Source organism: Cyclobacterium jeungdonense, assembly GCF_010994275.1.
Lineage (GTDB): Bacteria > Bacteroidota > Bacteroidia > Cytophagales > Cyclobacteriaceae > Cyclobacterium > Cyclobacterium jeungdonense.
In genome coordinates, this window is the sequence record NZ_WMCD01000001.1 from 1,311,311 (window position 1) to 1,334,866 (window position 23,556).

Annotated in this window: 8 protein-coding genes; all 8 read right to left on the reverse strand. The window is 47.0% G+C overall.

Annotated features, from left to right (window positions below; genetic code table 11):
• Positions 1-19: 19 nt before the first annotated feature.
• The 8 genes from GKS34_RS04955 to GKS34_RS04990 all read right to left on the reverse strand — a co-directional run bounded on the left by GKS34_RS04955 (position 20) and on the right by GKS34_RS04990 (position 23,474).
• Positions 20-1,390, reverse strand: coding sequence for a sensor histidine kinase (locus GKS34_RS04955; RefSeq protein WP_163383668.1), 1,371 nt, complete (start codon positions 1,388-1,390; stop codon positions 20-22).
• The gene (locus tag GKS34_RS04960; protein ID WP_163383669.1) at positions 1,387-2,055 is read right to left on the reverse strand and encodes a response regulator transcription factor; all 669 of its coding nucleotides are present in this window, start codon (positions 2,053-2,055) and stop codon (positions 1,387-1,389) included. The genes GKS34_RS04955 and GKS34_RS04960 overlap by 4 nt, the downstream gene beginning before the upstream one ends.
• Before the next feature lie 83 nt (positions 2,056-2,138).
• Positions 2,139-2,675 carry a GRAM domain-containing protein gene (locus GKS34_RS04965; RefSeq protein WP_163383670.1) on the reverse strand — a complete coding sequence of 179 codons (537 nt, stop codon included), beginning with the start codon at positions 2,673-2,675 and terminating at the stop codon, positions 2,139-2,141.
• 94 nt (positions 2,676-2,769) lie between these two features.
• Complete coding sequence (locus GKS34_RS04970) at positions 2,770-4,368, reverse strand: phage tail sheath family protein (RefSeq protein ID WP_163383671.1); 1,599 nt, start codon at positions 4,366-4,368, stop codon at positions 2,770-2,772.
• A gap of 85 nt (positions 4,369-4,453) precedes the next feature.
• Positions 4,454-4,939, reverse strand: coding sequence for a DinB family protein (locus tag GKS34_RS04975; RefSeq protein WP_163383672.1), 486 nt, complete (start codon positions 4,937-4,939; stop codon positions 4,454-4,456).
• A 200-nt stretch (positions 4,940-5,139) separates the two neighbouring features.
• Positions 5,140-8,379: a Tc toxin subunit A-related protein gene (locus GKS34_RS04980; RefSeq protein WP_163383673.1), complete on the reverse strand. Its 3,240-nt coding sequence runs from the start codon at positions 8,377-8,379 to the stop codon at positions 5,140-5,142.
• A gap of 21 nt (positions 8,380-8,400) precedes the next feature.
• Positions 8,401-15,753 (reverse strand): neuraminidase-like domain-containing protein, encoded by a 7,353-nt coding sequence (locus GKS34_RS04985; RefSeq protein WP_163383674.1) that lies wholly within the window; start codon positions 15,751-15,753, stop codon positions 8,401-8,403.
• 44 nt (positions 15,754-15,797) lie between these two features.
• Positions 15,798-23,474, reverse strand: coding sequence for a SpvB/TcaC N-terminal domain-containing protein (locus GKS34_RS04990; protein ID WP_163383675.1), 7,677 nt, complete (start codon positions 23,472-23,474; stop codon positions 15,798-15,800).
• Positions 23,475-23,556 lie beyond the last annotated feature (82 nt).

The following is a 23,556-nucleotide window of genomic DNA, read 5'->3' on the forward strand; positions in this document are numbered from 1 at the left end:
TTTTCTATTTCTGGATTGGCTAAAAAGTAATCATTACATTGGTACCCTGACCAAAGGTGCTGCTGACATTCAATTCAGCTTGAATGGCGTTGGCACATTTCTTTGCAATAGCCAGTCCCAGGCCATTTCCCGGAATTTGCCTGTGATTTAAAGCATCAGATCGATAGAAACTGTCGTAAATATTGTTTAAATCCTCCTCTTTAATTCCGATTCCTTCATCCTTAACATTACAGATAATTCGTCCGCCGACAATATCCACACCGATACTTATCGTCCCCCCATTTTTCGAATATTTAATGGCATTGTTTAGGATATTGTCCACAATGATATTGCTGTAGAAATGAGGCAAAAGTGCCTTTTCGGATTGATTGATGCGTAGATTTATTTTCAATTTTTTCTCTTTAATCAGGTTTTTAAACCGCGCTATTGATTCCTCCAGGAGCGTTGAAATAGGGATAAAGGAATCCTTTTTGCTTCCTGCAGAAGTTTCTAGGCGGGCCAACATGAGGAGTTGCTCCAAGGTGGCCGTCATTCGGTCTATTTCTTCAAGACTGTAAAGTATCTTTTCTTCGTATTCCTGTTGGGATCTTGGCTTCCTGATCAGCACCTCCAGGGTACCCCGCAAGGTGGCAAGGGGGGTCCTGAGTTCATGAGATGCATCCGAAGTAAATTGCTTTTCCTTTTCAATGGCCTTTTCAATACGCTTCAGTAAATCATTGAAGCTGGAAGAAAGGAAGAAAATTTCATCCTGATTTTTAGGCAATGTTACTCTCTCATTCAGGTTGTTTTGAGTGATATGGGTAATGGTACGTGTCATTTCCTGAATAGGACTCATACTTCTCCCAGCCAAAAATCGGGATACATAATATAAGCCTATCAAAATCACGAAATAGGAAGCAAGTAGTACATTTCTCAATCTTGTAATGACAGAAAAGGCAGATTCGGAGGAAATGGCCGCAATAATATATCCTCTAATTTCGTCATTATCTTGTATTGGCAATTGAACTTGCCTTATCGGTTTATCTGTGAGTTCGGCATTATAATGCCCACCATCCGTGGCCCCCTTAAAAATTAAAAAATCTTGCTTCAGGTTGGGCGATCTATCCATAACCAATCCTTGTTTGTTATTCAATTGAATAAAAACCGGGTTTACCTGGGTCTCTGTATGCTCACGCTCCTGCCATTCTTCCTTGTTAATAAATTGAATGCTATCCTCAGCGAATTCTATCTCATTTAAATGCTTTTCGGCTTCATAGGACAAATCATTGTCCAGGTTCTGTATTACCGTACCTTTGACAATCAAGAAAATAGTTCCAAAAGCAACTGCCATGATAATGGCGGTTGCCACCAAATAATGGAAGGCTATTCTATTTTGGAAGCTAAGACTCATAATTCTTTTGCAATGTATCCCACACCACGAACGGTCTGAATGTAATTTTCATCATCGGATAAGGAAAGTTTCTTTCGCAATGCATTGATATACACATCGATAACACCCGTATTGTATTCGAACTGTATATCCCATACACTTTCGATAATGCGGCTTCTTCGGCATACCTTGCCTTTGTTGCGGATAAGGTATTCCAGTAATGCAAATTCCTTCTGGGTGAGATGAATTTCTTCGTTTCCTTTAAATACCTGATGGGTTTCCGTATTAAGCGTAATTATCCCCAAGGTAAAAAGGGAATGCTCCCCCATCTTTGGTCTTAGTTGCACTTTGATTCGCTCCAGGATTTCTTCGAAATGAAAGGGCTTTTTTATGTAATCATTTGCCCCAGACTGCAAACCAAATAAGGTTTCGTCAAGCGTGTCCTTAGCGGTTAGAAAAATGACAGGAGTGATTGGGAATTCCTTTCTGAACTGCCTGCAAATTTCAATACCGCTTAATCCCGGGAGCATCCAGTCCAACAAAAGGATATCGTACTCTCCCGACAAAGCCATCCTCAGGCCCGATTTGCCCCCATCGGCCACATCTACAGCAAAAGACTCTTCCTCTAATCCTTGCTTAAGAAAAGCCGCAATTCCCTGCTCGTCTTCAACTATCAAAATTCTCATCTACCAAATATCCCTATTACTCGCTTAAGTATCCATTAAATGAATCTTAAGAAATGCTTAAAATTCCAACCACCTGCTTTTTACTACCTGGTTATTCTTTCGTTTATTTCCGTATTCCACAGCTCTGGCTTATAAACGACCAATTGATATTCCTTACCGGTTTTCGTACGGATAACGATACGCGCATTTCCCCGTTTGTTCACCATTCTCTTTTCGATCCCGCTGATCGAAGAGAAGTCTATATCCGTTTGTCCCCGTTGGATATTTAATTGGTGAGACTTAAAAATAACTCTTTTATTGGTCAAAAACAGCTTTCCCCCCACACCTTCAAGCCCTTTAAATAAGGTAGCGGGTCCCTCCTTTTCAATTATTTCAGTTGGCTCCAGCACCGGATGAATGTTTGCACCCATTTTGGTAAATACTTTTCCGGCCAATGCATTAAAAAGGTAAGGAAATACCAGACCAAAAGTAATACCGAAAAACAGCCCCTTGAACAGTAAACTGTTCAGCGAATCCACCTTGTTATCTGCCGACAAATAGTCCATTGCCCAAATTCCAAGGGTGTATAGCACTCCCATTTGAAAAGCTAGCATCAGGCGGTATTTCCAGTCTGTTCTCAATTTTCTCTCTCAATTTACGATTGTTTAGGAACCATTTTTAGCACTAATGGAATAAAACCGCTACACTCTTAACTTAAGGATCATACACGGTTTCTTATATTTTTTGCATGGGCTGCGCAAAAGAAATTTCAATAAATTCAGCCGGTCTGTTGACGGCTACTAAAGCGGTTACCCGCATTATACCACTCTGGATATCCTCAGCTGTCATCGTTTCCCCTAACCCCACCCGCACGGAGAATGCCTCTGCTGGGCTCGCTCCGGCCAAAGCACCCATTTTCCACTGCTGTGTCAGGTAATTTATCAGCATGGATTTGACAGTGGTCCAGGTGGCATTCTGATTGGGTTCAAAGGTATAGGCTTTGACCGCCAGCAACATCGATTGTTCGAGCACCATCACTGTCCGCCGCACATGAATGTATCGCCATTCGTTGCTGTTTCCATCCAATGTGCGCGCGCCCCACACCAGCACGCCTTTTCCAATAAAGGAGCGAATGGCATTGACCGCTTTTCCATCCAAGGGTGCATTCAGGTATTCCTGCTCTTCTGTGGAAATGGGTACAGATGGAGCAATGACGGAAATTATTGAAAGATTGGCAGGGGCCTTCCAAACCCCACTCGTGGAATCCACCAAAGAATACAACCCTGCCATTGCTGCAGCCGGCGGCAATTGATTCAGGCTCTTTCGGAGATATTCGAGCAAGTCTTTATAAGCAGGGCTAACCGTCAAAAGCGAGCGGTGCATGTCCGCAGGGGAAGGTTTTTCCGTATCTCCCGGATGATCAGTCCCGTCTTTCACAGCAGCTGCCGCGTAATCTAGAAGCTGTTTCACCAAGGCTGCGAGCATTTTCTTCCTTTTGGCTTCCCATTTAGGTTCAGTCTCAGGTTGGTCGTCGAGGGAAAGTTCGTTTCGGATCATTTCTACCATCAGCTCCAGGCTATCGTCTGTCAGATTTTGAAAGGACAGATCCGATTCGTTTACAATCGTTGTTTCCAGCCAGGGATAATAGGCGGCGGCGTAACTGAGTGATTCGCTGCCGACTTTTTCCCGGAACCGGTCCACAACGGATTTCCCGCCCGCAGGATTTTGCAAGGCATTGTAGCCCTGGTACACATCCAAAATGGCCATCCGGCTCCTCATCTGCCCGCAATGGGCGATTACCTTGCGGCACAGGCTATAAAATGCCTCGGCTGTATCCAGAGATACGGCATCGGGAACCAGTACCAGGCTGGGTTCCGGTTCTTGCTCCAGGGCTTGCAAACCGGCCATAAGACTGGCCGCCTGGATCGGTTCCCCATCGTCATATCCACCTACCGAAACTATATAGCAGGTACCTCCCCCGTTTTGGTAAAAAAGCAGCATGGCATTGTAGAGCCGGTATGCCGATCCTACTCTAGATAGGCTATAGCCATTGATTTCGCCGATCGCTTCATTTGCTACCGTTTCCTTAGCTGAGGGAGCCTGTTCCGGTAGGTTGGTATCATCCCCTTTCCCATGAAGCCGAAACAGGTAGGGAGCAGGGCCTCCAAAATACTGATTGAATTCCGAAAAGGAGGTAATTCGCCTGGCTTGGTTAGTTGGCCTTTTGGCCGTATACCCTATAAAAGCGGGAACCGCACTTGATACTTGTATTACAGAAGAAGGAAAGGCATTTTTTTCTTCGATGTGTACTCCTGGTTTTTTGATGGTCCCCATTAGTCGATGGTTAAGTGCTAACCAAGTTACCCATTTTAGCCATAAAGCAGGTAACGATCGGTTGTAGAAATTTGCTTGATTTTCCTTAGGTAGGATCACTTTTAAATACTCTTTTAAGGTAAAGTAATTGACCGGTATGGTAGGAATGATGATTGGCCATGATGATAATCTCCCGAAAAATCGTGTAATCGGGGGCATGGGCAATTGGGGCAAAAAGGTTGATTGAATTGTCTTCAACTATTCGAATCAATTCCTTGCGGTCTGTGATAAAACTATCAATGCATTGATTCCAGGTAGACTTGTCCGTATCTCCTACCGGCCAATAATCCTCCGGCCACCGCATCTCGCGGTAGTCGGGGCTGCTGATAAAATCAATGATGTCGCGCTGCGCCCGTCGCATGTGCTCTACCAGGAACCAGGGAGAATGGGGAATGCCTGGCACTTTTTTGTTGATGGCCTCCAGCGGAAAATCGGCAACCACCCTATCAAAGGTAATATGTGCTTTTTCACCGCTTAGCGATTCGATCAGGTGTTTGCGTAGGACTTGTGTTTCGATTTGGTTTAACGGCATAGGTTCAAATGTAAATGGTCGTATACTGTTTCACAACAGATTAGCCTGTACTTGCTTTAAGGAAAAATAAGCTTGTCATTAATTCCCTAAACTGGGATATTACCAACAGGTAGGTTCTCCTTTTTTTATTCGTTTACTAAAGTTAAACCCAATTGCTTATGGGTACAACAAAAGCAATTGTAAAGCTCAGGATAAAAAAACTAAAACTCCACCGCATAATTTACCAGCAGGAAGTAAGTATCTTCATCCGTATCCAGGCCGGAAATGGTGAGGGTCAAATTTCTGCCTTCATCATTCAGGGCGTCATCCCCCACGGTTACATTCGCACCAGCCACCGGCTGCAGTTCCTGTTTTTCTTTATCCAGGAAGAAAAGGTGGAAGGGAGAATCTTCAGAAAGGGTCAAGTCGCCGGTCTGTGCAATGTATGGGAAATAATCCCGGCTGATACTGGTAGTGAAATCATTTACCGAGGTGACGGCTTGGTGCCAGTCGTTAGGGAAATCGTGCTTCAAACTGAAGAGCTGCGTTAGAGTCCCTGCTTCAGCCAGCAGTTCGTCTTTAATGTAGGAGGTAGCACCTTCACCAAGCAGTGCGCCACCTTCGCGGGCTGTATAGCGGATGTGCAGAATGACATCAGCAATGGTATTGTAATCGAATTGGCGCAGCTCAGATGGCAGTTGAAGCCCCCATGTGCTGATAGCACCTGCATTTTCAAAAGGCAAAAAACGCTCGTCACGAAGGTTTACTTCGAACAGTCCGCTGTCATTCTGAGCACTACTAGTGACAATCGCCTGCAGGGTGGTGAAGTAGTCTGCAAACCGGTTGTCCTCTTCCTGGCGGGCGTATTCATTATCCTGTAACAGACTGGATTTGCGAATGCTACTTTTTTGAATGGAGAGCGTGCAGTTCACGCTCGTGTAGGGTCCGGCTATTGCAGGTATGGAGAGGCCAACACTTTTAATCCGGCGCATATAATGGCCGGGGCAATCCAGGTCATATAGCCACTCTGGTAGCTCTATGGTACATACTCCAGTAGCTTTTAGCTCCAACAGGGAAAGGGGGGCTACCTGGCGAATTGAAATGTGCTTCGTAAGCTCGTATTCACGCTTGTTGTTTTCCAGGTAAGCCAGTTCCATTCGCTTCAGATCGAGGTAGAGGCTGTCGCCAGCAAGCAAGCCTTTTCGTCCACCGTCCCAATAGTTGAATTTGACGAAGGTACGCTCATCGGTCTCAGGCCGCATAAGTTCCCATTTCATGGTCTGTTCCGCCTTTTTGGCAGTGTCGAAGGCAAACTTGTAGCAGTCATAATGAATCCGGGACAGTTCACCCTGCATCCATTTGTAAAGGTCTTCATTGGTGAATTTACCCTTCATGAAATCATCCGTTTCCCTGCTATGCTCAAGCTGCCTGGCTTGGTTTTCGTACTCTTTTTTGGTAATCTGCTCCCGAATGAGGGAGGAAATAATCTGCTTACCAATATGCTCCAATTCTTTTGCTGCCTGGTTGCTTTGCTGGGACCAGTCTTCTGCTCTACGCTCGTAGGAGGCAGTTTTAGAAGCCATACCCGCCTGATCCTGTTCCCATCCTGCGACGGTACGGGCAATACTACTTGCTATCTTACTGGCATCGGCTAATTTGGTACCACCTGCAATATCAGCCTGAGTACCAATACCCCAATAGTGCAGGTTTAAGTTAAATTCAGGAATAAAGGTAAGTACTGCAGCTAGGGTATCTGCTACTGAGGCTGCCAGCCTGGAATCACGTGCCCTTGGTAAGTGACTGTTCAGTTCAGCGTCTTCATTGGTATTCAGGTGCAACCTGCCTTCCCCGACCCTACCTGAAGCTGGAAAATCCTCCATTTCAATATTACTACTGTAGTTACCAACCATCTCGCGATAAATGCTATTAAAGGCTGATTCCCGTTCTTCAATAGTTGTCCCTTCCAGCAGGTTTTGGCGCTGGAGGGCTATGGTTTCCCAATTGGAAAAATCCTCTGGCTTTCTACCCAATAACATCTGATAATAACTATATCTTTGGAAGGCAGATTCACGGGACTTGAGCAGGGCATCGGTATTGGATTCGGCCTCTTTCCATTGTAGCAGGCGCACATCCTGGTTTAGTTCCATCATTGAAATTTCGTGCTTCTGACGCAGTAAGGCCAAGGTTTCCCCATTCTGCTTTTCCAGTGCTGAAAGCAGGCTGTTACCGAGGGAGCGGACCTCTCCTGCCAATTCTAGGGCTTTTTGCAGGATGAGGCTGGAGCGAACAGGCGATACCGGTTGATTGAGCCCACTGATCACGCTACTTAAATCAATTCCGGCGGCTGCAGCTTTTACCAGCATGCCAGGATCAATCGGCGGCTGGAAGAGCGGCAACTGGCGCACGATACCCTGAATATTCATGCAATGCCTAATTTTGAACAGGCGGTCAGCCACTGTATCCCAATAGCCAAGCAGTTTATCGTTTTCCGGGATGCAGAAATAAAGGGTTTTTCCTATTCCGAATAGGGTATCAATCTGCTCAGTTGCAGAGTCACTGGCCAATGGCTGGTTGGCATTAAAGGGGAACTGGTTTTCGAGCTCGACAAGGGCATTGCTAAACGCATCGGTTTTACCACGTAGTTCGCCAAAAGTCTTGGGCTTTGGTTTGCTTCTTCGAGGCACTTCCTGGGGCTTATCTCCTAAAATATTAGCGGCAAGCACATAAAGCTGCGTGGCTTCGTTGATGGTCTCGATACTATCCTGGCGGAAAAGGCTGTCACCCCAGGCGATGAGATTGTCCAGATACTTCATAATGACGCTAAACTGATAGGCCACAAAGCGGGTACGGGCTATGGCATGTGGCTGAAAAGGGTTTTCTCGCCACCCAGCGATACTGGCTTCCACCTGTGCCTTCAAGGCATCGTCCCCTTCTCCACTAAGAGCGGTTAGGATGTCGTCAATTAACTGTACGTCTGTCTTTTCCCTGAAGGCCTTAAAATTCCAAAATCGAGTCGGTGGAGCTACTGTCTTGTCATTGTTGGTGGGGTCGAAAATGTAGTGAAACCAGTTCTGTGCATCTTCAAACCGCTGGCTTTTACTGAGGTGCACGGCTATAGTGAATGGAACGTGAAAGAACAACTCCCAATTGTAAACGGAATAAGCACCCGCAGCATCTACATCCACCTCGTTTTTTGGTTTTTCACGTACTACTTCGTCCGCCTTGTACAGGTTTGAAAAAAGATCCGGTGCTCTTTTATCCAGCTCGTCAATAAATTTGGGATCAAGAAGTCCATCCAGTGATTTTTTATTGAGCTGGCTGAGGAAATCATTGACGAAAGAATGAAAGTGCGTATAGACATCATACCGCACCCTCATTTCGGATGTATTCTGGACTTTTAGTTCCTTTTCCAGCTCCATTTGATGGAAGGATGTTTTATTGTATTTGTCAATTAGTGCCATGGTCGGTACATCTTGATTAATTTACAGATTTTTAATGGTCTCCTCTGTGGATATAATGCGGTTCGCATTACCTGTAGGCAGAATAATGGCATTGCCAAACGTGACGACATTTTTACTCAGTACTCCGTTTTTGATGGTATGGAATCCTTCTTGAAATTTAAAACCCTCTGGCAAAATTTCCGGTTGAGTAAGAGGATCTGTATCCACTTCAAAAACAGGATCCCTATCCAGCGGTATATCATCCAGTATAGGTTTAGTTTCCCAAATTGGAGGAAATGTGGGAACGATTTCAGGCAACTCTTCTGGCTCCAATGGCCCGGGATAGAGTAGTATTGGGGGGTCCCACCCGTAATCGGGGGCAACCCGAATAGGAACATAATATTTCTCCGGCACGACATAAAAAACGTGCCGGTAGTTCTGAATGAAAAAAGGCCCCTCGAATAGCTCACTTAAGGCCTGACTGTGTTGGACAATTTTTGGGTTGATAAAGTTTCGGTATAGGGTGTGCTGAAGCCCGAGAATTCCGGCTTGTATTTCCTCCAATGTAGCTGAATCCTTATCTGTGTAGGAAGGAACATCAAAACGGTCCAGATTGGCCTGCGTGTTGTACGTTATTTGAATCTGATGACCTAGGGTATCAATGGCTCTTGTTTTTTGTGGAACAACGGCTACAGCCAATTCGTTTTTTTCGGGATTGCTATGTTTATTGTATAGTTTCCAATGCCTGTAATTAACCGTTACATATAGTTCTTCATCGCTTCCCTGGGAACAACTCATTTTGAAGAAGTCTGTACGTTTAAAACCCCTACTGATCCCGGTAAATACCATCGGATCCTGAATATCAGAAGTGTTTTTGAGTTGCCATTTGTTTTGATAATATTCGCTCCAGCACAAGGTAACTTCCAGGTTATACTTAATTTCTTTGGGTTGGATAGTTGCTTCATCAAGATTACCAGAGCTTAACGGCGCGTCTGCATTTTCATCTCCCTGGGTTATAACCATCAGCCAAAAAAGAAATAACCTGCCGTTCCATACCACCGGCAACACGGGGTTATCCTCGATGTCAGCATCAATTTTCTCCCATGGGGTCCAATACCCGTATTCCAGGCGGCGGTAGTAGTATGCACGCTTGGCACCGGAGCTGCGTCCGATCACATGCAGGATGTCATCGGCCTCGGTTCCGCTTTCTTTTTCATCTAAGTAGTACGCACAAATTTCAAGTTTGGCAACGGTGTCGAGTTTTTCGAGGTAATGAAGCAAAGCAACATGAGCGGTGTCTGCGTTTATCTCGGACTGTAGCAGCTCGCTTTCAAGTTCTTTGAAGAAAGGAGACTTATTATCACGGAGCTCTGGTTCCAGCCAGTTTTCCGGATACAGGAATACTTTGCGGTTAGCCTCCCATACCCGGTACCGCTTCATCCACACCCATTGTTTTTTATTGATAGCATCGGGTGAAACATTGGCTTCCAGATTTAGCAAACAACGGTTTATAAAGAGCTGGATGGAGCTAAGGGCTTGCTTAATTCGGCTGGTTTTCATACAGGCATCCATCTGTACATCTATCAGAAAGTACTCAAATAGCTTATCGGCTGTGTCTACTGTTTGGGTCTTCGGGTTTTTTGAAAGCAAACGCAGCACATAGGCTACTAGCGCATCGCGCTGCATATTGCGAAGCTTATCGTTAATGGGTTGAATAACCTTCAGCCAGCCGGCATTGTCATATTTAAGACGAATGGCATTTTCCATGCTGGTCACGTCTGCCATGTCGGGGTCATTGCCGGCGAGGGCGATCAGAATTGAGGCAGTTAATCCAGTCTTACGGGAGAGCTCATAAGCCTGGTGTACTCTAAGGAGGTTGACAGGATCGGAAAGCTCCTGCCAGCTTAGGCCGAATCTGTTAAGTAGCGTTGTGAATTCTACCTCATCCCATCCGGTTACTTTCATTAGCAGGTAGCTATCCTCACCGTCGGCGGTAGTAAACACCGATTCCGGGTCTAGCAGAATGCTGATCATATCATCGCCTTCGGCCTCAAAGGCTTCTTTTAGCATCTTGTAATACAATAAAACCTCTACCTTCTCGAAAAGCTGCCGGTGAATACCTGCCTGGCCCTTATCGAACGAGAGTGGAACGGAATTCAAAAACCCTTCCCCATCAATGGTGAGGTGATCCCCAAAGTAACTTACCTCGGTGGCAGTGAGCTCGAGCATATCTACAATGGCGAGGGACTTAAGGAAGCGCAGGTAGGCTGAACCAAAAATATCGAGTGTTTCTGCAGGATATATAGCGGAGGCAGGGATGATCTGATAGGAGCCTGTAATATTTTCCGCTGCCCATTTTAAGGTGGCAGTATTGCTGAAATTCTCTACGGTCAATTCTATACGGTGGTACTGATTACCTTCCAGATATATAGGGTCGTCATTATCCCAGGTAGAACCATTGAGGGTACCGGCTTTTTCTTCGTCATCTACTATTAGTTGCACATTGGCTGCAGCATCGGTTTCTAATCGAAGATTGTAGTAGTCGCTCTCTCCGGGAAGCACGTAAAAGGAGAAGGAAAGGCTTTCGACATTTCCTGGCAACTCCTGACCTGGGACACCAGCTTCGGGTGTGGGCCATATCGTGGTGGTACTACTACTATCATCCAACCCGAAAACAACATTGATCCCGGTTTTTTCAAGGGCAAGAAAGTCCGCTATGGAGGGTTCGGCACTATTAGTCTCTGAATTAAGTACGTTTTCTTCCAAAAGTGCAGAGACTATTCCCGCTTCCGACCCATGAGCGTCGGCTACGAGCTGTACCAAATCCAGGCGTTTTAAACCTTCTTTAAATGCAAGTAATATTTCTCCTATTAGTTTGCTGTAATCGCCATCGGTCACAAAATCAGTGTAAGGACCTTGTAGATTAGGGTTATCGGTAAAAAATAGGGTTGCCGTTGTTTGGGAGGCATCATACAGTATGTCGATTGCATTTTTAAAGGCAATTCCTGCCGCGGCATCTGCAATAACATCACCCGCAGTTTTTAGCTCGTCCCGCTGCATTTCGGTCATGATGCCCGTGTAGGAGAGTTTTTTGCTGAAGTTATTGTAGGTCAGAAGTTCACTGGCCTCGGATATTTCTGTTTCCAGCGCTTCCTGGTGATGGTCGTAGTTGGTATCAAACAGTATTTCCCGATTGATGATACTGAAGAAGAGGTTTATCGTATCTGGGTCGTAAAGCAGTGACATCTTTTCCCTGGCTAATTCGGCAGAAGCTTCATTGCCAGCACTGTTTTCAGACTCTATTCGCTTTAGCTCTGTGGTAATTTTTTGTGCGAAGGTGAGTATTTCAGCCTCGGTGGGTGAGGCATCTCCACTAAGGTCTTCGTGCCTCAGAAAATAGGTAAGCGATGTGAGTTTAACTTTTTGTTCTTTGAGCTGCTTTGCTACTTCAATAAATCGGATAATGGGCGGTTTAACGGCTGTAAGGTCAGCAAACGGATCGGTTTGGCTAAGGTCTTGAAGTATAAGCACTTCTTCCAGGCTTATTTTCAGCTCACGGGCAAGAAGATTATAGCGGTAAATTTCGCTAACCACAGGAAGTGTCAGAGGCACTTCCTCCACTTCATCCACCCCAGCGAGTTCATTTATTAGCCTGTCCAACAACAGGTAAAGTTTTTCAGAAGTGATGTTTACTGCACCGAGAACGGCTTCTTCATGATCTAACAACGTTTGGGTATCATCGGTAAGCACCCTTCCGTTGGGGTCATAATCGAATACTTCGGACTGCTCACTCAATGCACTGTTCAGGAAGAGGTCTCTATAAAGCGCCCCATGCCCATGGGTGTCTATATTGGCAAACAAGGCTAGCGCATGCTGTAGCTCCTTTTTTGGTCTGAGGCGGAGCAAGTCCATAACCTGAATAAGGTGCGCCAGTTTGGTAAGTAAGATCTCAAAACCACTGTTCAGCTCGGCTATAGTGCTTACTTCATCGGAAGCGGGCCATAAAGCCGCCATGGTTCTGTCAGTCTGGTCAATAGTCCATCCCAGCTTTTTCCATACTTTTATGAAACGGTAAAACTTCAGGTATTCCAGCTGCGTTATTTTATCGCCGTTGGCAAAAAGCAGTCGCAGCTTCTCAAAATTACAGGCTTCATTTTCTGCTCCAGTATCGGTAAGAAGAATTAATCCTTTAATGGTATCGCCACGCTCTTTGATCCAAGAGGCTACGTTTCCACCATATAGATCTACGGTCAGATCAGCCGGTAGCATGTTGTTGAATTCATCATCACTAATTTCTCCATCTATCAGACCTACTACTTCTGACATGCTTACGTACAGGCGTTCAAGGGCGGGAAGCAATTGAGCGGCAGGATTAATAAACCTCGTTTCAACGATTTCTGTAAGTTCCTTGTAACTGATATTGAGACTTTGGCAAAAATGTCTGGCAAATTTATCATCAGTCTCAAAAACAGAATTCAGATCGAGCCCTGCCTCTTTACCATAGAACTCTGAAACGGTCTTTTCATTTGCTGTAAGTATCCGATGCTCCTCCGGTGAAAGCCCCAAACGCTCCAGGTGAACTGGCCGCCAGGTAGAAAGCTCGTTATCTACACGCAGGCTTTCAATAGCATGACCTAGGGGTACTTCCAATTCCTTAAATAATAACCTGAGGGCTTCCAATGGCTGGTTAAATGGTGCCGGGTGCACCTCTCCTTTAAGAATGGTGTACGCCTCACGCTGTACGTAGGTGGGACTTGCGATAAGCTCAGAGGTATCACTGTACTCATCCATATTATATCCATTAAATCCTTCAAGGGGGTTAAAACCACCATCAGCAATATCTACACCGGGCTGGTTGGCATGCACGGCAAAGAATTCGAGTATCTCGTTCACTAAATCAATGTAGGGTAGTACGGTATGGGTATTTTCGCATGTGAGTTGCAGGTGCTCTATATCAGGGCGGCGTTCCAACAAGGCGTCGAGCGGATTCTTCTTATCACCTTCGCCCGCTTTATCTATGAAATTAAGCAAATCGACCATATAGGCAGCCGGGCTCAGTACGGAGCGGCAGTGGCTGCACTCGCAATAGTCCATCTCACCGAAAAGCCCTTCCAGCGTTGGATAGGCGAGTATGTCTGAGGGGGGAACGGGTTCAGAGGCGATGGTTCGAATACCCGGGTTTCGTTTGTAAGCCAGATAGGCCACGGCAGTGTTGAGGGTAGTGGCGTGCACTTGTTGGGCAACCTGGTAAGATTTTACGGCCAATTCCGTACTCATAACCTGGCTGAATTTCTCAACATAGGCATCCTGGCCGAATTTGGTGGCAGCCATGGCGGAGTCGATACCGCTACTAAGCATGATTTTCATGGCCTCATCTGAAGGGGTTATCTTGTAAACGCGCTCCAGGCTTTTTAGCTCCTGCTCAATCGGCGGATCTAAGCTAATTTCATTTTCTTTTAGAAAGGATGCCAGGGGAGTCTCTCCTATCTGGAAATTCAATTGATTTTGCTGGAGAAATTTTACAACTTCCCCTTTAATCCCTTCATTCAAAACGGGCATTTCATTTTGCTGAATCTGGTGCGAAAGAACAGCAGTAGGGTAACTCACTTTCAAGCGATTGGCCATTTGGTTGGCATAGGCTATTTTCTTTTCTTTTTCGGAGTCGCCTTCCAGTGTATCGGGCACATCGATATCTTCCCCGGCGATAATTTCCTGCCAAGCCTCCGATTTGTACAGGCCGTTTTCTATCAGTTGCACCGGATTATCAGTGACCAGGGCACGGTTACGCAACTCACCGATTAGGGGGGCATTGTCCATGGTGAGGTAACCGAGCTTACCATCGGTCTGCAACCTTTTGGCCCTATCCTCTCCCATTTCATTACTTACTTGTTTCCATAGGTTTTCAGAGTCTCCGTTGGCATTGAGATAAAGTCGGATAAAAGTAACCTTCTCTTCCTGACTCAGATCAGCCAAATTTAACATATCATCGAGCCCGGACAGGCCATTTTCGGAAGGCTGTAGGAGCAGGTGGGTTACAGCAGCGCTTGTAAAGGCCTGCTGCCCCTTTTTGATCTGAGTTTCCAATTCCTGATTGATTATGTTTAGCTTACCAGCTTCTTTCCAAACCGTGCCTAACGCATTGGATCCTAACTTGCTGAGTTTTTTCCTGTCTGTTGGGTAGCCGGCACGGAAAAGGGCGTAATAAAAGGGTGCGGGGGTGTTGGTTTCTTTTTGGTACTTCTCGGCCAATGATGCCATGGCAACAATTCGGGCATCCCAGCCGGATTTATTAGCGAGGTAAGTGACGTCCTGCTGTTCCCCATCCTCTTTTAAATCAGATAAGCTTGCCCCGTTCAGGTAGCTCTCCAGTTCCATTTTTACTTTCGAATACTCATCTTCTTCAATAAGACTCTCAGGAGTGAGCAACATGTTAATCTTAACCTCTGCAGGGGCGTTGTATTTTACTGGAGACTGCCCTATCACCTTACCTCTTTCATCCAGTACCTTTATACTGATATCCGGATGTTCCTTACCACGAGGTAGTTCCGCAAAGGCATAATCAATTTTATATTCACCACTGCGGCTGGTTTGTGTCTGTTTACCAAGGGGCACTTCTTTTCCAATGTTTTTATCAAAGGCCCGTACGGTAAGGTTGGAAGCGCCCTGTCGGTTGGCTTTCATTACCTTTCCCGTAATCAGACCAGGACCATTTTCATTTTGCCTATCGACATCTGGCCCGATCGGGTCATTTGGCCCGTCTGGGGGATTGCCAGGTACGGGGTCGGCCGGACGTGGTGGGTTTGGATCTGGTGCTAAGGGATCAGAATCTATCGGTTCGATTTGTCTGTCTCCTACCTCAATGTCAATGGAAAAGTCACCGGGAGCCAGCTTTTTCTGGTCCGTAGTTTGTAAAACCTTCCCATTTTGCTCGATCCTAATTGAAAAGGTAGCATGCTGTTGCTCATTATTTCGGAGATCCGCATAGGCCATTTCGTCAAATTCCAGCAAATACACTCCCTCCGTACCAGTGATATCTTCTGCCACCTGTTTGGGCTTGTTGGCCTGCACAACCCAGGCTTCTGCAGCAAGATTACTCAGGCCTTTACCAGACTGCTTGTCCTTAACCAAGCCCTTTATCCGGTAGGGTCTGCCAAAGCCGCTCTTAAGGTATTCATCTTCCAGCAGTATAGCGGTTTTTTCGCTTAGTAGCCCGGTAGCCTGCTGTCGTTTTTCCTTCTGAAACTGAGCCAGTGCCTTTTGCGTGTTCCCGGAGAATACACTAGGGTTTCCTGGCATATCGAGGTATCCAAGTACGAACAATATCCGGTGAAGACGACCTACCAGACTGCCTTTCTGGCCTGGCCTGAATGATTGATTATGCAGCGTGGTGATCATATCGTGGGTTGGTTAATATTTAGTACTTGGAATTCATTGATTATTTACCTGCGGGCCCAATCACGAGCCTGACTCTCTGCCCGCCTAAGTGTTCCACTAGGAAGTAGGCCTGAATGTGAAGGAGCAAAACTCGACCATGAAGAAGTATCATGGGTTTCCGGTGCAAAGGCTCTCATCGTTACACCCATTCTGTCTTGTGTCATTTGCCGTATTCTGCCTATCTGTTCTTCTTCTGTCGGCTGCCTGGTCCTATCTCTGCTAATAATTCCACCCTGACTATAAAGAATTTCTGTATAATGAACTTCTTCTCCTACTTCATTCGCAAGCTGCAGGGTTTCCGAAAGGCTCATTCTGGCAGAGAGCCCTTGTTCTGCTGCTTCCGCCCTTAGGGCAGTGTACAGACTCGTTACATATTCCTGGTATAGGGCGCGTCGGTTGGGAATAATGTCCGGCGCATGCCCATCTCTAAGGTTCGCTAATTCTGCCGCATGACCCCAACCGGTTTCATACAAAGTACCCGGATGATCTATTTGGCTATGCGCATAACTATCGCCAAAAGCGTGCAGGTTTAGCCCAAATTCTAAGGTTCCGGGTGTTAAGCGACCCACTTCACTGCTCCTGAATCTCCTTTCTGCAGCAGAGCTTTCTCCTGTCAATACATGAAGGCCTCTTTGTATATTGTCCCTCCTATTAGTCAAGCGTGCAAACTCCATTTCCCGCTCTCCGGGAGATGATGGTCCCACATCGTATTGCCCACCAGACGATTCATAAATAAATGCCCGCTGAGCATCCCATAACATGGAACTTGCACGTTCAAGAAGGGAATCTGCCTGAATTAAAGGGTTTACACTGGCCTCAACCAAATCCCTTTGTACACTTACTGCATCCAACTCTTCCACCTCATCCGGCAACTGGGCATAAAACGCATTTCTAAACGCTGTATCGTGGTCAAAACCAGCCGCAAGGGAGACATAATAGACGGTGTAAAAGTGTCCCGCCTCCCCATACATCCCGGTAGGGTCTTTAATGGTTACCGGGTTATTTTTTACATAGCTGTACAGATTTATCCCGTCCTTTAGACCTAATACGTCCGGCTTAAGCCACCTGCCTAGCCAGGGAATGTAGTACCTGGAATTATGATAGCTGAATCCTGTTTCTTCATCCCGTTCCATTCCTGTAAAGCGGTACCTTTTGGCTGCGGCATTAATTTCGGCATTCGTTGCTTGATAAGAAGTGGTACCAAAAGGGTGGTATTCCTCGTAAGAAATTACTACTCCCGATTCATCCAGTTCCATGCTTACGGATTCCGAATGATTGGGGAGCTGATACCTCACCAGTTCAGCAGGGGTACCGTCATTTTCATCGTTGCGGACCTCCACTGTGGCTATTCTGCCCTTGTCATCGCTGATGTGGAGAGTGGTACGTATAAGGCCTGCATGGTTGCCGCTTTTTTTGGTATAAACCTCTACATCTCCCACATAAATCCTCTCGTCCTTCACCGTATTGACAGTCCCTGCTGGAGCCTGATTTTCCGTTACTTTTCGTATTCGCTTTCCAGAACCATTGTAAGCATACCAGGTAGATTCCGGTTCGAAACCGGTACAGACCTGCTGATTTACCGTGGTGATAAGTTCATCACGGAAATTCCATGTCAAACGCTGCAGGTGCGGTACCCCTGTAAGGAATCCATGCTGAGCATGATGGCTGTAGTTATACACCTGACCACCTACCTGGGTTTGCAGCAGGCGGTTGGTAAAAGCAGGATACGTATAGGTACGGGTCCAATTCCCTCCCGTGGCGATATGACGCATTTCAAGAATGTTGCCCGCCACATCATACCGATAGCTCTCCGTGTAATTACGCCACTGCATGTTATCATTGGGGTCATATGATTTCCTAAAAGACGAGTCATCCCAATTATCGCACTGGTTGTGGCTTAGTTGGCCGACATGCTCTTTGCCTGTTGCTTCGGTTAGTCTATATACTGCATCATAGGTATACCTATTGCGCGGCACTATGATCTGGTTAGCAAAGAAGCGGGTTGGAATAGCCTTGTCTTCGGTTTCGGTGATATTCCCCACCGCATCATAGGTGTAATGTAGTTCCTGCAGCAGCTCGTTACTCCTCCTGCGGGAAATGACAGCCAGTTGCCTGAAGGTCTTCTTGTCATAAACATGGGTAGTCTTTACATCATTTCCATATATAACAGTGGTCCGCTGATTCTTCTCGTTGTAGGTAATGCTTTTTACATACTCCTTTCTAGTACCATTGATATTGGCTTCTACACGACCTAGCAATCCACGACTGCTGTAGAAGTTGTAAACGGTACTTCCGTCAGGGTTTGCCTTTTCTGTAACCCTGTCCAGTGCATCATAGCTGATAGTAGTCTGGTGGCTTTCGCCTGAAATAAGGGCATTATCCAGGTTAGCACCCGACCAATTAGGGAGGTCTTTAAAACCCCGAAGAAGCTTCCGGATTTGAATTTTTGGCTTACCGCCAGGGTTATAATTGGCTATTTCAATTTTTCCTGAAGTATCATAATGATGCCACAGCCTGCTGCGGAGATTCAGTGATTTGTCATTTGCTTTTCCTTCCCCGTAAATTAGTTTTTCAAACACATGGTCCAGGGATGGTTCGCCCTCCCCACCCGTAACCTTTTTCTCTGTTTCCCGGTGCAAGGCATCGTAACTAATAGTAGTTGTATGATTCCGGCTGTCACGGCTTCGTTTCAGTTTTCCCAAGGCATTTGAAAAAAACCATCTCTCTCCAGAATCCATATTGTCGCTATAAACTCTACCACCGAGCATATGGTGACGATAGGCCATCACGGTATTGCCCCGTGCATCGGTTACGGAGAGGGTATTGCCTTCTATGTCCAGGTCCAAAGCGGTATGGATTAATTCGTCGCTATTGTCCGGCCGTTTATTATGAGCCACGGTCATCACGGGTCTCCCGAGGGTGTCGAAGTGGACAACCGAAGGGGTGCTGTCGTGAGCCCCGGTTTTAGTGGCAGCTTCCTGCTCTTTTATAGGGTCTTTGCCATCTGCAGTAAGTTCGGCATCTATCAGCCTGTTAAAACGCTCGTTGTACCATTCGCTCTGCATGGCCATGTCGTTCTGGTCCCAAACGGCTTTTTTCCAGGCATCGAAGTGGATTTCCTGCAGGGATTTATCGGGAAATAAGGTTCGTATGTGCCGCCCGATGCTATCGTAAAAAAGGGTAACGGTCTGGCCGGCTTCTACGAGTTCGGTGGCATCCTCGTAGCTAGGCCTGAATGAGAAATAGGGCTGATATTGCTTCACAATTTTCCCCTTATTATTCAGCACGCTACGGCCATTACCAAGCCAGCGGATGGCAGGAGAAGTATCTATTTCAGTTACGACGTAACTACCATCCTCATTTACGGTGGTTTCCTTTGCCAATCCAGGCTCCGCTTTCACTTTGGTCATGGCAACCTTGCCCATGCCGTCGGTGTACTCGAAGCTGATTTGCAGTGCGGTCAATTCCCCTGCCCCCAGATCGGCATGGTGGGTTTCGCGCCTTATACCACAAGTGACAGACGGTTTTTGGCTACCTGTCCAGGCATTTAGATCATACAGAAAACGGGAGCTAGCTTGCTTCAATAGCATACCCGCCTCCGTATCCAACAGTTCAGGATCGGTCAGTTGAAAATAGGCCTGAATAGATGCTTCCTCATCGTCCGTCCACTCATTCAAACCGTCGAGGGTGTCAGCGAGCTGCGTTTCCGCTGTGCCGTCTCCATCCAGGTCTTTTCCTACCAGGGCAGTTGCTTTTACCATGCCCAGCTCGTCTGGCAAGGCAGCGGTTAGGGTATCGTTCGCATCCCGCAGTACTACCGGGCTAAGAGTACGGAAATTAAAATCTTCAGATTGGGTGATGTTACCGACAGCATCTGTGATGCTTTGGATAAGGAAATAATAGTTTTTGTAAAAGGCTATCCGCACCTCTGAGCCTCCCGCATCACGATAGCCCACTGGGCTCCAAAACCGATTACGCACATCGGCTATGGTTTCTCCTGCATCCAGGTAGATGGCCCTGCCGGAAGACACCCACCAATTCGTATCACCATTTAAATGAACATAATGAGCATCGGTACCCGGGTAGTCTGGGGTCGGCAGGAAGTCAGCTGGAAATAGCTCCACTAGCATTTGCGGTGTATAGGCGAGTGCAAAACTCTCGTGGCTTATTCCACGTGGTTCAAGCTCGCCAAGGTTGAGGGGGCCACTCAGGTCATCTTTAAAAAAAAGGGTTTGGCTGTGCTCGATCTTACGCCGCTCAGGAACGTTAGCGTGAGCCTGCAAGTAGGGGATTTCGGTAGTCGCACTTCCTACCACCTCACTAAAGGAGTCTGGGTTGTAAAACGCATCACTTTGGGGCAGATTTCTGATCTCAAACACCTCACTTTCGCAAAGAACACGCAGGCGGTAGCTGTCACCGAAGGCAGTGTCTACCTCCCGGATGGCATCATTGGTGTAAACGTTGCGTGTGAGGGTAATATGCGTTTTGGCCTGCTCCTCGCGTACTATCTGGGGCAAGCTCATGTCAGGAATAACACGCGCATAAGCGATACTAGCGGCCAGGAGAACATTGCCGTATCTATCTGCTTCCAGAGTAATGGTATGATTTACGCGGGGGTCGGTGATGTTTTGCTCATAGCTGACCTGATAGGCTTCACTTTCCAGCACCTGAAAACAGGCATGTTTGTTTCCACCCCTGGGTTGCTGCAAAATAAGGAGGCAATTATGGGCGCTTACCTGATAAGGCTGCATTTGTCGACGGATTTCATCATCGGAAGGATTTTCAGGATTCACCCCCTTCAGATCAAAGACTTCGGTACGCAGCACCATTCCTTTGCAGGCACGAGAGGCCTCTCGGTGCTCATCAGCAGTCAGCTTGCTTAGCGCATTCACATCCTGAAGGTGGCTGGCAACTTTTTTGATGGCATCGGGTAGCTCAGGTTCGAGAAGTGCAACTAACTCTCCGGGAAATCGGGCCTCGTAGCGAGCGTGCCAGTATTCAGACCTAAAATGGGTCAACACCTTATCTTTTCGGATAAAGGCTCCGGTGTGGTACCAGGTTCGGGTAAGTATGGGAGCCTGAAAGGTTTCTTCGGATAGCTCCAGCATGCTGTCGCTATTTTGGTCCTTCCAGGAGGTATAATGCTCAGAATCTACTTGTTCTACCATTCCGAAGCCGCGGAACTCTCGTTCCAGATGATCGTAAAAACCATGGTGGTAGCTGTATTGGGTACTGAAGCGCACATTAGTAACGGCATCCTCTACGGTGGATCGTTCGATCACCTGGACGGGAAAAGGTAGTTTTGTGATCCAAGGGGTACCGGCAAGCTTGTCTTTAAGGTAGAAATGAGTACTGCTGCGGTACTCAAGGGTAGTGCTCAGCCCCATATTATTGCGGTAGGATACCATCACATGGGGCTTGAGGCTGTCCATAAGATCTATGTAGCGCAGAGGGCGAATCCGGTCGCCCGGTAGCCTGCTACTCCAAACCAGGCAAGTGGTTCCCGTGCCAAGTAGGTCAACGGCCTGCAGGTTAATCATATTATTTATTGGAAAAAAGGGATCGATGGGCGTTGCATCGGAAAGGCTGTTTCCCCCCTGGTTAATATAAGCCTTGAAATGGCCGTCGCCCACATAGATTATGTCCGTGGCCCCAGTACCGCTCACATCGGCAAGATGAACATGGGAGGAGTCAAAGCGATCGGGCAGGTCGAATTGCGGGACATTGCCCATGGTGACTTTCGCGCCGAATTTTCCGTAGCCCATATTCGGCCAGTAACAAACCTCGCTATTCCGCACACGCACAATGTCGGTAAGGCCGTCTCCACTCATATCAGCAAGCAATATCTTATTGTGTTCATCGGCGAATACAACGGCAGGGCCCCTGGCTTCATCCAGTGCTTTTACAGCCCTTACATGTTCGGCATAGCCTTCCTTGCCCATGCTTTGATAATAGCTGATTACACGCTCTTCGGTCATCACCAAATCGGGCTTACCGTCTCCGGTAATATCAAATACCCGAACATTGGGGTCCGCCAAATCTACGTTGACCACCTGCTTCAGCGGTGCAAATGGCTCCCAGTGCCCATCCGTTCCCATGCTGTAATAGCCCTGAACACCACCGTTTTGGGTCACCATCTCTTTCAGTCCATCCGCATCCAGATCGGCTACGGTAATCCGAGTGCCCAGACCGGTGAAGCTCGGCTTGGGAAGGACTGGCTGGGTACTGCCAAAGGATACGTTGCCACTATCATCCGTATCGCCCAGGTTGCTTTTATAATACCAGCCACTGCCTTGCTCTGTAAGCAGTCCATTTATGCCTTCGCCATATAAATCTACCCACTGATAGTTGTTTTCAAGGCCTATAGGAAGATTCTCTATTTCAGTTTGGGTTACCTGCCGCATTTCGGTATCCCAATGCAAATGCTGGTAATCCATGGAAAGCGGTGGAAGTGACTTTTTGCTGTAACTGGCATCGCCCTTGCGTACATAGCCACTACCCGTTATTTCTGCCAGGTAGTTTACTTCTGCCTGGCCGGAGTCATTGATGGAAGAGGGTTTGTAGTCAAGGGTCAGGGAACGCACCAGGTAGTCGTTGCCGAAAGCGGTGCCGTCCTGATTCGTTTCGTCAGGGAAATGGTGAAACATAAGCACCCGCCGGCATAAACGGTAGGTACGAATCTCGAAACCCGAGCGATAACTACTGAAGGGGTCTTCGCGAACGGGCCATAGGTCGGCTTCCATAGGGAGCGGATTGGTTGCATGGTGCTCGCCGTAGTCCAGTACGAGTTCGTAATAGCAGGTCTCATCTGCGGGATCAGAAGGATCGTATGGAAGTGCGGGGTCAGGTGTATAGGGCTGGGCGTTACCGTAGCGAACGCGCTTGAGGTATCGGTTAGTATAGGGTTGTCGGCCGTCGTGCCGATGGCTTTCCTGAAGGGACAGCGGAACCTGATCGAGGTTTTCAGATTTGTAGCTATAGCGCATCCAGTTGCCTTTATCGTCGTAGCTGAATTCGGGCATCCAGGAAAATATCCTCCGATGGTCCTCCGGGTCGGCAATACGGCACTCAGCAGACCTCCCGTAGATGGTGACGATATTCTCTGAAGAGCTTACCCGCCAGTATGTACCGTAGGTAGGGTGTCGGATCATCTCTATTCGCGCGTGATCGGAGGTAATTCGCGGACGGTAGCGAGTAATGATGTAGTCGCCCTCGCTCCGCTCCTTTCGCACCCAGTTGCCGGGATCCTTTTCTATCATGTAGGGCACGAGGTCTTCGGCTCCAGCCATTACAAATACGTCATCACTGCCATAACGAGGGATTCCCTTATCCGTCTTCAGGCTAATTTGTGGCAAGCTCAGAGACCAGCCGAGGCCGAAAGCACTATTACCGCCTCCGCTGCTGTAACTCAGGCTTAGAGATGGCCCAAATCCCTGACGACCGGGCGTAATAGGCAATGGTACACTCAGGGAAGCAGTACCGTTAGCGGCATTAATCTTAAACTTCTCGTCTATACCTTTAATGGCACCTCCTCCCTTGGGAAGCTCTATTTTTGGTATGGGAATCTGGTTACTTTCAGAGGGGGATTCTTTCGTGAGCGTACCTATTGAAGTATGGTCAGAAATATCCGGCAGGCTATTTTCATCCCCGTTTTCTGGTGTAGTATTGGTGGTAAGTTTCATAGGCCGGTTTTGTTTTGGTATACCGGATTTGGCCTGGTTCACATGATTATAAAAGTTTAATAATTTAAAAAAAAATTACAAT